Annotated in this window: 10 protein-coding genes and 1 pseudogene; 8 read left to right on the forward strand and 3 right to left on the reverse strand. The window is 72.3% G+C overall.

The features are described from left to right. Positions 1-79 precede the first annotated feature (79 nt). The 5 genes from E1265_RS24635 to E1265_RS24655 all read left to right on the forward strand — a co-directional run bounded on the left by E1265_RS24635 (position 80) and on the right by E1265_RS24655 (position 6307). Positions 80-616, forward strand: a complete 537-nt coding sequence (locus tag E1265_RS24635; protein WP_132933197.1) for a TetR family transcriptional regulator — start codon at positions 80-82, stop codon at positions 614-616. Continuing rightward, positions 613-2160 (forward strand): MFS transporter, encoded by a 1548-nt coding sequence (locus E1265_RS24640; RefSeq protein WP_132933198.1) that lies wholly within the window; start codon positions 613-615, stop codon positions 2158-2160. Before E1265_RS24635 ends, E1265_RS24640 begins: the two co-directional genes overlap by 4 nt. Next, entirely contained in the window at positions 2157-3104 is a 948-nt protein-coding gene (locus tag E1265_RS24645) for a M56 family metallopeptidase (protein WP_132933199.1), read from the forward strand. The genes E1265_RS24640 and E1265_RS24645 overlap by 4 nt, the downstream gene beginning before the upstream one ends. A gap of 329 nt (positions 3105-3433) precedes the next feature. Beyond that, the gene (locus E1265_RS24650) at positions 3434-4960 is read left to right on the forward strand and encodes a multicopper oxidase domain-containing protein (protein WP_165953863.1); all 1527 of its coding nucleotides are present in this window, start codon (positions 3434-3436) and stop codon (positions 4958-4960) included. Positions 4961-5008: 48 nt separating this feature from the next. After that, the gene (locus E1265_RS24655) at positions 5009-6307 is read left to right on the forward strand and encodes a geranylgeranyl reductase family protein (RefSeq protein WP_243741083.1); all 1299 of its coding nucleotides are present in this window, start codon (positions 5009-5011) and stop codon (positions 6305-6307) included. A 21-nt stretch (positions 6308-6328) separates the two neighbouring features. Here the strand turns inward: E1265_RS24655 and E1265_RS24660 are convergent, their stop codons facing one another. Together E1265_RS24660 and E1265_RS24665 are read right to left on the reverse strand one after the other, a co-directional pair. Next, complete coding sequence (locus E1265_RS24660) at positions 6329-8140, reverse strand: proprotein convertase P-domain-containing protein (RefSeq protein ID WP_132933201.1); 1812 nt, start codon at positions 8138-8140, stop codon at positions 6329-6331. Positions 8141-8248: 108 nt separating this feature from the next. Next, positions 8249-8761 (reverse strand): carboxymuconolactone decarboxylase family protein, encoded by a 513-nt coding sequence (locus tag E1265_RS24665; RefSeq protein ID WP_165953864.1) that lies wholly within the window; start codon positions 8759-8761, stop codon positions 8249-8251. A gap of 108 nt (positions 8762-8869) precedes the next feature. On the opposite strand from E1265_RS24665, the gene E1265_RS24670 reads away from it, so the two are divergent. From E1265_RS24670 to E1265_RS24680, 3 genes and pseudogenes are all read left to right on the forward strand, one after another. Further along, a complete protein-coding gene (locus tag E1265_RS24670; RefSeq protein ID WP_132933203.1) occupies positions 8870-9871 on the forward strand; it encodes a pirin family protein in 1002 nt (333 codons plus the stop codon). Continuing rightward, positions 9868-10215: a GNAT family N-acetyltransferase gene (locus tag E1265_RS24675; RefSeq protein ID WP_132933204.1), complete on the forward strand. Its 348-nt coding sequence runs from the start codon at positions 9868-9870 to the stop codon at positions 10213-10215. Before E1265_RS24670 ends, E1265_RS24675 begins: the two co-directional genes overlap by 4 nt. 615 nt (positions 10216-10830) lie before the next feature. Next, positions 10831-11460, forward strand: a pseudogene (locus tag E1265_RS24680) (lytic polysaccharide monooxygenase); the annotation flags it as partial. Positions 11461-11764: 304 nt separating this feature from the next. On the opposite strand, the gene E1265_RS37255 reads toward E1265_RS24680, so the two are convergent. Beyond that, on the reverse strand, positions 11765-12150 hold a 386-nt coding region (locus E1265_RS37255), incomplete at its 5' end, for a hypothetical protein (RefSeq protein ID WP_207931192.1).

The following is a 12150-nucleotide window of genomic DNA, read 5'->3' on the forward strand; positions in this document are numbered from 1 at the left end:
GGGGAAGCGGGTCTGGGGCGAGCTGCGGAGTGATCAGGCTGCAGCATAACTGTACCTTCCGGATGGTATAGTTTCGAGTATGCGACCCAGCCAGCGAAACCTCATCCTCGACGCCGCCATCCGCGTGACCGAGCGGGACGGCATCACGGCCCTGACCCTGGAGGCCGCCGCCGAGGAGGCGGGGGTGACCAAGGGGGGCCTGATGTACCACTTCCGCACCCGGGACGAGCTGCTGCTGGCGATCCAGCGGCACCTGGCGACCGCCCTGGAGCGGCGGCTGGCGGCCGCGCTCGGGAAGCCGCTTGAGGAGGCATCGCCGCGGGAGGCCGCCGCCACCTATGTCCGGGTCGGCGGCGCGACCCCGGCGAGCAAGGCGGAGCTGGCGTTCATGGTCGAGTCGGTCACCCACCCTGGTCTCGCCGAGGTGTGGGACGAGCTGATGGCGCGCTGGGCGCCCGTGCCCCAGGAGCCCACCCCGGAGGACGTGGACCTGCTGCTAGCCAGGCTGGCGGCGGACGGTCTGTGGTTGAACGACGCGACCGGTGGCCCGCCGCTGCCCGAGCCGGTCAGGGCGGCGCTGTTGGAGCGGATCGCGACCCTGGCGGGTGGGTCATGAGCGGCGCGAGGCGCTGGTGGCTGCTCGCGACCGTGTCGGCGGGGCTGCTGCTGATCTCGGTCGACATGACGGTGCTCTACACCGCCCTGCCGACCCTGACGCTCGAGCTCGACGCCGACGCGTCCGAGAAGCTGTGGATCATCAACGCCTATCCGCTGGTGATGGCCGGGCTGTTGTTGGGCGCCGGCACGCTGGGGGACCGGGTCGGGCACCGGCGGATGTTCCTCTCGGGCCTCGTGCTCTTCGGCGTCGCGTCGGCCGCCGCCGCCTTCGCCCCGAATCCGGCCGCGCTGACGGCCGCCAGGGCGCTCCTCGCGGTGGGCGCGGCGGCGATGATGCCGGCCACCCTCTCGCTGATCCGGGTGACCTTCACCGACGAGCGTGAGCGTGGCTTCGCGATCGGCGTGTGGGGCTCGGTGTCGGTCTGTGGGTCGGCGCTCGGCCCGATCCTCGGCGGGCTGCTGCTCGAGCGGTTCTGGTGGGGTTCGGTCTTCCTGATCAACGTGCCGGTGGTGCTCGTCGCGCTCGTGGCAGCCGCCGTGCTGGCGCCCGGTGGCTCGGGCCGCTCCGACCGGCCCTGGGATCCGGTCGCCTCTGCGCAGGTCATGGCGGGGCTCGTCGGCCTGGTGTACGCGGTCAAGGAGGTGACCAGGCCGGACCGGGAGTTAGCGCACGTCGCGATCGCGCTGGTGGTCGCGGCGGTCGGGTTCACGGTGTTCGCGCGCCGGCAGCGCCGCCAGGAGCACCCGTTGCTCGACTTCACGCTGCTGCGCGACCCGCGGATAGCCGCCGGGATCGTGGCCGCGGCGCTGGCGATGTTCGCCGCCGCCGGGGTGCAGTTGGTGCTGACCCAGCGGCTGCAGCTGGTCGCCGGCTGGAGCCCGCTCGAAGCCGGCCTGCTGGTCGCGGCGTTCGCGGTCGGCTCGCTGCCGGCCGGCGTGGTCGCCGGCGGGCTCGTCTACCGCACAGGACCGCGCCCGCTGATCGTCGGCGGCCTGGCCGTCAGCGTGGCCGGGGTGCTCCTCGCTCTGCTGCTCACCCCTGACGCCGTGCCGTTCCTCGACATCGAGCCCGGCCACATGGCGTGGACGCTGCCGGGGCTCGTGCTGACCGGCGTCGGCCTCGGGTTCGCGATGACCGCCGCCTCGACCGCCATCATGACCAACGCGCCGGTCCACCGCGCCGGCATGGCCGCGTCCGTCGAGGAGGTGTCCTACGAGTTCGGCAGCCTCTCCGGGGTCGCGATCCTCGGCAGCGTCCTCGGCTCCCTCTACACCGCGACCATCGACCTGCCGGCCGGCATACCCGAGGTGGCCACCGACAGTCTGGACGCCGGCCTCCTCGCCGCCGCCGACCTGCCGGCCGAGCGGGCGGCCGGGCTGCTCGACGCCGCGTTCGCCGCGTTCGAAAACGGCTATCTGGCCACACTGTTGACGGCAGCGGCCGCGCTTTTCGCCGGCACCGTCTTCACCGCGCGGCTGTTCGCCCGGCAGAATGGAGGTGCCAAGCATCAGCCCACCCAGGTGACGGAGCCTGCCGCGTGATCCTCGTCCTGTCGCTGCTCGCGGCCGTGGCCGCCACCGCCGCCGTTCCCGGCGCCCGGATGCTGACCCGGGCGGCCTGGCCAGAGCGTGAGCCCAACACGGCGCTCTGGGTGTGGCAGTGCCTGGTGGCCACCGTGCTGCTGTGCTGCCTGGCAGCCCTGCTGCTCAGCGCCGCCGCGGTGTTCGACACCGTCCGCGTCCACCTCTTCGCGCCGGCCCCCGAGCCGGTGGCCGCGGCCTACGACCTGACCACGGCACCTCCCTGGACGGCGGTCCTCGCCCTGCTGCTGACCGGCGGCGCCGCCTGGACCGCGGCCATGCTTGCCCGCGAGCTCTACGAGGGGCGTCGGCGCCGGCTCGCGCGCCGCGCCCAGCTCCGCCAGCGCGCCCCCGAGCTGCCGGCCGGCCTGGGGGCGGAGCGTGCCGAGCGCGGACCGTTGCTGGTGCTCGAGGACGAGTACCCCGACGCCTGGCTGCTGGCCGGCACCCCGCCCCAACTCGTCGTCACCACCGGCGCGTTGCGGCGCCTCACCGGCCGTCAACTGGACTCGGTCCTGGCCCACGAGCTCGGCCACGCGCGGGCCCGCCACGACTGGCTGCTGCACCTGTCGGCGGCGCTGGCCGTCGGTTTCCCCGCCGTCCCGCTGTTCGCCCACTTCCACGAGCAGACACACCGCCTTGTCGAGCTCGCCGCCGACGACACCGCGTCCCGCCGCTGCGGCCACCGGGACGCGGCGCTGGCCCTGATTGAGCTCAACGCGCACCGCGGCGTGCTGTCCTGCGCCAGCCCGGGGCGGCTGCTCGCCCACCGGGTGCGGCGGCTGCTCGACCCGCCGCCCCGCCTGGAGGCGGTGCCGCGCTCCGCCACCACCGTGGTCGCCTCCCTCGCCCCCCTGGTGCCGCTGCTCATCACCTTCGGTCCCGGACTCGCCGCTCTCCGCTGACGGCACGCCGAGGCGAAGGTGACGCGTACTGGTCCTACCGGGTGTCGGCCGGTCGGTGGAACGCGTTCCGCGCGGCCTGGGAATATTCCTGAAATAGGGTCAGCTTTCGCGACGAGCGGATTCTCTTCTTTGATATAGGCCGATCGCGGTGGCAATGTCCTGTGATGTCACCGACGGCGCATTATGTCGCCTTCCGGCGCGGTGCTTCCCGGGTTCGGATCCCAGCGAGCTCAATCGGCGCCGGCCTCCAGGCGTTTCAGCGAAAGGCCCTGTCTATGAGCGCATCACGGTCCGGGATCAGACGGCGTGCCTTCCTCGCGCGTGCCGCGATGGGTTTGGGGGTGGGCTACGCCGCCCTCACCGGACGTGCTCCGGGAGCCTGGGGATCGCCCCGGGACATCGCGGAGCCCACTGGCTCCGAGGCGGCCGTGGAGAACGCCCTGTGGATTCCGCCGCTCGCCCCCTCCGTCCAGGAAGGCGACACCCGGATCTTCGACCTCGTCGCCGCGCCCGGCCGGACCGCGATCATGCCCGGCACCGAGACCGAGACCTGGGGCTACAACGGCTCCATCCTCGGCCCCACCCTGCGCGTCAGGAGCGGCGAGAAGATCCAGATCCACGTCCACAACCAGCTCCCCGAGCCCACCACCGCCCACTGGCACGGCATGCGGCTGCCGGCGGAATGCGACGGCGGCCCGCACCAGATGATCGAGGCCGGCGCCACCTGGTCCCCGACCTGGTGGGTCGACCAGCCGGGCTCGACGCTCTGGTACCACCCGCACCCGCACGGCAGCACCGAGGTGCACGTCTACCGTGGCCTCGGCGGGCTGCTCTACGTCGACGATGACGAGACGACCAGCGACCTCCTCCCGAACCGCTACGGCGAGGACGACGTCCCCCTCATCGTGCAGGACAAGACCTTCGACGAGCAGGGCCAGCTCGTCGAGACCGGTCGCCGCGGCGTCGGCATGCTCGGCACGACCCTGCTGGTCAACGGCCAGTACCAGCCCACCTTCCGGGTGACCTCCGAACTGACCCGCTTCCGGATCCTCAACGGCTCCACCGCCCGCAGCTACAACTTCGGCTTCTCCGACGGCCGCCCCTTCCACCTGATCGCCAGCGACGGCGGCCTGCTCGACGCGCCCGTGCAACTCGACCGCGTCCAGCTCACGCCCGCCGAGCGCGTCGAGATCGTCGTCCGCATGTCGCCCGGCGAGCGCGTCATGCTCCACTCCTACCCGCAGGAGCTCGGTGCCCCCAACGTCCCCACCGGCGCCCAACACGAGTTCGACGTACTGCCGCTGATCGCGGCGGACGAGCTGCGGCCCTCGCCCCCGCTGGCCGAGCGGCTGACCGAGGTCCAGCGGATCGACCCCGGCCACGCCGTCACCAGCCGCGAGTTCCTGCTGTACCGCGACAGCATCAACGACCAGCGCATGGACATGACTCGGATCGACGTGGTCGTCACCGTCGACACCATCGAGATCTGGGACGTGAAGAACGTCAGCCGTCTGCCCCACAACTTTCACGTGCACGGCATGCAGTTCGAGGTGCTCAGCTTCAACGGGCAGGCGCCGCCGCCCGAGCTCACCGGCTGGAAGGACACCGTCTTCGTCCCGCCGGGCGTCCCGATGCAGCTCATCATGCGGTTCGCCAAGTACTCCGACCCGAACCTGCCGTACATGTACCACTGCCACCTGCTCTGGCATGAGGACTCCGGCGTGATGGGGCAGTTCGTGGTCGTCGAGCCGGGCGAGGAGGCGGGCACCGTCACCACCGGGCTCGACTGGCCGGCGTCGGGCAGGCCCACGCTGTCGTCGCCGCACCCGTACCAGCACCACGGCCGACATGGTTGACCGGCCCGCGGGCCTGGGTAGCCACTGCCTCGGAGGAGGAGGGTGGCCGTGGTTGACAGCCCGCACGCGTCAGAGCCGAGAGTGTCCGAGACCGCCGACGTCATCGTGGTGGGTGCCGGCCCGGCCGGCTCCGCCGCCGCCTATCACCTCGCCCGGCACGGCCGGGACGTGCTGCTGCTCGAGAAGTCGGAGTTCCCGCGCGAGAAGGTCTGCGGCGACGGCCTGACACCACGCGCCGTCCACCACCTCATCCGGATGGGCGTCGACACCGAGGGCCCCGGCTGGCACCGGACGCGCGGCGTGCGGTACTGCTCGCACGGGGTGCGGGTGGAGATCGACTTCCAGGAGAACGCGCGCTACCCCGGCTACGGTCTCAGCCGCTCCCGGCACGACTTCGACGAGATCCTGGCCCGCCGCGCCGCCGAGGCCGGGGCGCGGCTGCGCACCGGCACGCACGTCACCGAGCCCGTCCTCGACCGCGCGGGGCGGGTCCGGGGCGTGGCGGCGAAGGCGGGCGACGAGATGGTGCGGTTCGAGGCGCCGCTGCTGATCGCCGCCGACGGCGGTTCGGCCCGGCTGGCGCTGGCCCTCGGCGTGGAGCGGCTGCCGCGCCGGCCCGTGGCCACCGCGATCCGGCGCTACCACCGGTCGGCGGGCGGTCACGACGACCCGTACTTCACCATCTGGGGCGACATCGACGCCCGGCCCGGCGGGCCGCCCCTCCCCGGCTACGGCTGGATCTTCCCGATGGGGGACGGCCGGGTGAACGTGGGGCTCGGCCTCATCCACGGCGCGCCCGCGGGACGGGCCGACACCCGACGGGTGCTCGACCAGTGGCTGCCGCACACCCCGCCCGAGTGGGGCCTGGCCGGCCCCGACTCGGCCGACGGGCCGGTGCGCGGCGCGGCCCTGCCCATGGGCTTCAACCGGCTGCCGCACTACACCCGCGGCCTGCTGCTCGCCGGCGACTCTGGCGGCATGGTCAACCCCTGGAGCGGCGAGGGCATCGCCTACGCCATGGAGGCCGGCGAACTGGCCGCCGAGGTGGCCGTGACGGCGCTGGCCCGCCCGGGCGGCGCGTCCCGCGAGCGCGCGCTTCAGCGCTACCCCCGGGAGATCCACCGCCGCCTCGGCCGCTACTACCAGCTGGGCAACCTGTGGGCGGCGCTGCTGAGCAGACCCTCCTTCACCTCGCTGCTCAGCCGCCGGATCGTCACCTCGCCCGCCGCCATGCGCCACCTGACCCGACTGATCGCCAACACCACGGACGACGGCCGCGAGCTGTCCGATCGCCTTATCAACGCGCTGGTCCGTGCCGTACCGGCCCGCGTCCCACGGCAGAGGTGACGAAACCCGCCAGAAGGCCCGTCAGAACCGCAGGGACCAGGAGTTGAGGGCGCCCGAGTCCGAGGAGAGGGTGTCCTCGACGCGGAGGGTCCAGGTGCCGCTGGCCGTGGCCGCCGAGGCGTCCACGGTGTACTCGTGGGGTTCGTCGTACGCCTCGAGTTCGAAGGTGGTGCCGTCGGGTGAGACGAGCTGGATGTCGAGGTCGTTGATGTAGGTGTGGCTGATGTCGACCGTGACGCCGAGCGATCCCGGCGCGTTGCCGGCGACGCCGGTGACCGTGACCGTGGATTCCACCGTGCCGAGGTCGTCGATAGTGATCCGCGTCGTGTTGCTGAACAACCCGCCGCCGGACGAGGTCGTCCCACCCACCTGGTCGGATCCGAAGTGCAGGGCCCAGGAGTTGAGGGTGCCCTCGTCGGCGCCTGCGTTGTCGTCGACGCGGAGCGTCCAGGTGCCGTTGGCGGTGGTGCCGGAGGCGTCCACGGTGTACTGGTGAGGCTCGTCGTACGGCTCCAGCGGGAAGGTGGTACCGCTGGGCGAGACGAGTTGGATGTCGAGGTCGCCGAGGTAGGTGTGGTCGAGGTCGATGTCGACGCCGAGTGACGCGGGGGCGTTGCCGGTGATGCCCGAGACCGTGATGGTCGATTCCACGGTTTCGTGGTCTTCGATGGCGAACGATGTCGTGCTGCCGAACGATCCGGGCCCCAACGAGATCGTCTCCGTCGCCGGGTCGTCCTCCTGGTTGACGACGACCAGCACGATCACGAGCGCGGCGAGTCCGAGGGCGAGAGCCACGATCCAGCCCAGCCACTTCGTCGCTGAACCGCCGGAGGGCGCCGGCGCCGCGGCGCCACCGGGGCCCGGCGGCGCGTAGGGCGCCAGGGGGCCCGCCACCTGGGGAGCCGCCCAGGCGTGCGGTGGAGTCAGGGCCGTCGCCGTGGGCATGGCCTCGGGCGGCGCCGGCGACGTCGCCGTGACGATCGCGGTCGGCGTGGCGGCGACGGGCCGGGACGTGGTTTCCGACGGTGGGGAGTCGAGCAGGGCCAGTGCCTCGGCGACCGTGGGACGGTCTTCGGGTGCCTTGGCCAGCAACCGCGTGATGAGGGGCGTCAGCGCCCCCGCGTTCTGGGGCAGCGGGGGATCCTCGTAGGCCACCGCGTGCAGCGACGCCGGCGTGGAATCGCGTTCGAAGGGTGAGGCGCCCTCGACGGCCTCGTGCAGTGTCACCCCGAGCGAGAAGAGGTCGCTCGGTGCCTGGCTCTTCCGGCCGAGGACACGTTCCGGTGCCATGTAGGGGACCGAGCCGACGACGCTGCCCGTGACGGTGAGCGAGACGTCCGTCTCGTGGGTGGCGATCCCGAAGTCGGTGAGCAGGATCTCCCCGGTGTCGGCGAGCAGGACGTTGGCCGGCTTGATGTCACGGTGCACGATCCCGGCCCGGTGCGCCGCGTCGAGCGCCTTCAGCATGGCTCTGGCCACGTCGGTGGCCTCGGGCACGGACAGCGGGCCGGACTCCCGAAGGCGTTCGCTCAGGGATCGGCCCACGACGAGCTGCATGACGATCCACGGGACGTCGTCCTCGACGACGACGTCGTGCACGCTCACGATGTTGGGGTGGTCGCGCAGCCTGGCGGCGTTGAGGACCTCGCGCTCCGACCGTCTGAGCCGTTCCTCCTGCTCGGCGGGCGACGCGGACGGCGGCAGCGAAAGCCCCTTGACCGCCACGTCCGCCTGGAGCCGCTGGTCGCGCGCCTTCCAGACTCTTCCGAACCCGCCGCGGCCGATCGGCTCGTCGAGCTCGTAGCGCCCGCCGATCAGCCTCCCCGGTCGCACGGCGTGGTCCACGCTCAGCCCCCCCGTGTGGTCTAACGAACGTGCGGATGAAACAGAGTAGTTGAGAGCGTCAGGTCAGGCCATGGCCCGCCGTTCCCGGACTCGGGTTCACTGGTGCTGGCCGGTCGCCCGGACCGGGTGCTTGCTGAGGATGGAGACCCGGTTGAAGGCGTTGATGGCGATCGCCACCCAGATCACCGCGGATATCTCGTCCTCGGTCAGGGCCCGCCGGGCCACGGCGTAGGCGGTCTCCTGGGCGGTGGTGTCGCGGGGGTCGGTGGTGGCCTCGGCCAGGGCGAGCGCCGCGCGCTCCCGGGGCGAGAACAGCTCGGTGTCGCGCCAGGCCGGCAGCACGCCGAGCCGCTGCGGGGTCTCGCCGGCACGCAGGGCGGCGCGGGTGTGCAGGCTGAGGCAGAAGGCGCAGCCGTTGAGCTGGGACACCCGGACGTTGATCAGCTCGACGAGCCGCCGGTCGAGCCCCGCGTCGGCCGCCGTGGTGCGCACGGCCTCGGCGGCCTGGACGAACGCCTGGTAGGCGGCCGGGCTCCGCTTGTCGACGAACACCCGCCGGCCGGAGGCATGCCCCGGCGCCTGCTCCCGCTCGTGTTCCTGCTCCGCCATGTCACTCATTCCGTCTCCTCGCGTGGTGGCACAGTGGGTGTGTCATCGAGCCGCGAAATTTTGTTGAATATGAAACCATAGCGACCGCATCCGAGCGGAGGACGCCAGGTGAGCAACGTCGAGCTGAAACCCACGGAGACGCGGTGTGGGCCCGCGCCCGGCGACGAGGGGACCCGTGTCGAGGTGCTCACCGCGCGCTCCGTCCCCCTCGGCGGCCCGCGCGCGATGACCGTACGACGCACCCTGCCACAGCGGGCCAGGACGCTGATCGGCGCCTGGTGCTTCGCCGACCACTACGGGCCCGACGACGTCAGCCGCTCCGGCGGCATGGACGTCGCCCCGCACCCGCACACCGGGCTGCAGACGGTCAGCTGGCTGTTCAGTGGGGAGATCGAGCACCGCGACAGCATGGGCAACCACGCGTTCATCCGCCCCGGCGAGCTCAACCTCATGACCGGCGGCCACGGCATCGCCCACTCGGAGGTCTCCACCGACCGGACCACGCTGCTGCACGGCGTCCAGCTGTGGGTCGCCCTGCCCGGCGCCCACCGCGACGCGCCCCGCGACTTCCAGCACCACGCGCCGGAGCCGGTCGCGCTCGACGGCGGCCGGGCGCGGGTCTTCCTCGGCACCCTCGCCGGCGTCACCTCGCCCGTGCGCACCTTCACCCCGTTGCTCGGCGCCGAACTCACCCTGGACGCCGGCGCGTCCCTCACCCTTGCCGTCGATCCGGAGTTCGAGCACGGCGTCCTCGTCGACCAGGGCGTCGTGCGGGTGGCGGAACAGCCGCTGGCCGCCACGGAGTTGGGCTACCTCGACATCGGCGAGCGGGAGCTGACGCTGGTCAACGAGGTCGAGGCGCCGGCCAGGCTGATCCTCCTCGGCGGGCCGCCGTTCGGCGAGGAGATAGTGATGTGGTGGAACTTCATCGGCCGCGACCACGCCGACATCGTCCGGGCCAGGGAGGAGTGGGAGCGCGCCGCGGAGCGTTTCGGCGCCGTCGAGGGGTACGCCGGGGAGCGCCTGCCGGCCCCCGCCCTGCCCAACGCCACCATCACCCCGCGCCGCAATCCCGCACCGCGACCCCCCATGAGAAGAGGCGACCGATGACAACCGAGCCAGCAGCCGAACCCACCCCGCGCGTCGCGCGGGTCGCCGACCGCGACCGTTACGAGATCCGCCTCGGCGACGAGCTGGTCGGCTTCGCCGAGTACCGCGACCATGACGGCCAACGCGTCTTCCACCACACCGAGATCGCCGACGCGTTCGGCGGCCGCGGCCTCGCCGCCACGCTGGTCACCGCCGCCCTGAACGACACCCGCGAGGCGGGCCTGCGGATCGTGCCGGTCTGCCCCTACGTCGCCAAGTACCTGCGGAAGCACGACGAGTTCACCGACATCACCGACCCGGTGGACCGGGAGGTCCTTGGCTGGTTGAAGGAGACCCTGGGCTGAACCCGGCCCTCTACACGAAGTGCTTGGTGGGGGTGCCCCCTGCACGAAGTGCTTGGGGGAGAGAGCGCGCCCCCATTCGCTTCGCGTAAGGCGCCCCACGCGGCGGAGCCGCACATCGGCGGCGGTGCGGCTCACACGTGGCCGTGTTCGCGGCACGGGGTGACGCGGCGGGGTGCCGTAGCTGGCAGCGGGGGTCCGAAGAAGATCGGCAGGACAGGGCCCGGCCGTGGCGGGAGCGCTCCCAGCGGGCGGCGAGTGCGTGGTGCCGGCGTCACTTGCCGGATGGCCACCGGCCGGGGGGCCCGTGCGTCGGTCGGCGCCGGTGCGGCAGCGGGAACCGGGGGGCGATCAGGCGTGAACAGACGCTTTCGCAACGGGCCGGCTGGCGCTACGTTGGCTATGGGAGCGCTTCCATGTGCGGCTGCAGTACCGGCGACGGACCGTCGGTGCACCGACGAGCAGTCAGTGGGCCGGTGCTGTCGGCTGCCTGCCTAGGCAGACGACTCTTCCAGAGGAGAATCAGTGTCGATTCAACCCCCCACCGGACGGAGAGGTTCTCCGGTCCGAAAGTTCCGCCTGGCGAGCGTCCTGGGAGTGGGCCTGCTCGCTCTCGTGATGGCGTCGCTTCCGTCCCCGGCGTCGGCGCACGGGGCCACCATGATGCCGGGCTCGCGCACGTACCTGTGCTACCTGGACCTGCAGCGCAACAGCAGCACCCAGATGCCGACCAACCCGGCCTGTGCGAACGCCGTCCGGCAGACGGGGACCACCCCGCTGTACAACTGGTTCGCCGTGCTCGACTCCAACGGCGGCGGCCGGACGACCGGTTACATCCCGGACGGCACGCTGTGCAGCGGCGGCAACCGTGGGCCGTTCAACTTCTCGTCCTACAACGCGACTCGCACCGACTGGCCGGTCACCCACCTGACCTCCGGCTCGAACATCGAGCTGCGGCACAGCAACTGGGCGCACCACCCGGGCCGGTTCGACGTCTACATCACCCGGCAGGGCTGGTCCCCGAGCCAGTCGCTCGGCTGGGGCGACCTGGAGCGGATCAGCTCCGTGACCAACCCGCCGCAGCGTGGCAACGTGGGCAGTGAGGCGGGCCACTACTACTGGAACGTCCAGCTGCCCGCCCGCAGCGGCTCGGCGCTCATGTTCGTGCACTGGATCCGGTCCGACAGCCAGGAGAACTTCTACTCCTGCTCGGACATCGTCTTCGACGGCGGCAACGGCCAGGTCACCTACGGCAACGGCCAGACGCTGAGCGCCGAGGAGGTCGCCGAGGCGTCCGACGCGGTGGCGAACGCCAGCTCCTCGGCCCAGTCGAGCCACGCGGGCCACGGCGAGCAGGCCACCGAGGCGTCCTCGCCCACCAGTGTCCCGATGGCGCTGCGGGTGCTGCAGCGGGCGCGCGACGCGTCGTTCGAACTGATGCGATGACGCACGGCCTGACGACCTGACGATCGGTCGACCCGGGCTGACTCAGGGGCCCGCCCGGTGGATCCGCGTGATCCGTCGGGCGGGCCCCGAGCCCTTCGCTGGTGGCTCACGCGGGCCGGCACCCGGCGGTGGTCGCCCGGACCACGTGCCCCGCCCGGATCTCGAGATCCAGCTCGATGTCGGGGGCGATGGGCAGGCGGGCGGCCAGCGGGGTCGTCGCGAAGGCGTCGGCCTGGCGGCACCACTCGACCCAGACCAGGAGGTCGGCGGCGCGTTCCGGGGCGGCGTCGGCGAACTCCACGGGCGGAAGGGCGGGTCGGGACCACGGGGCGGTTCCTCCCGAGACGTCCGCCAGGTAGTGGCGCAGCGCGTGCGGCCCGGTGGCCAGGGAGGCGAGGAGGGGAAGCGCGGCCTCGTCGGTGGGGGCGGTCCAGCGGCCGTCGGCGCCGGTCCGCGGCGGCGCGCCGGAGGTAACCCGGAGGCGGACCGGGG

Source organism: Streptomyces sp. 8K308 (assembly GCF_004348315.1).
GTDB lineage: Bacteria > Actinomycetota > Actinomycetes > Streptomycetales > Streptomycetaceae > Streptomyces.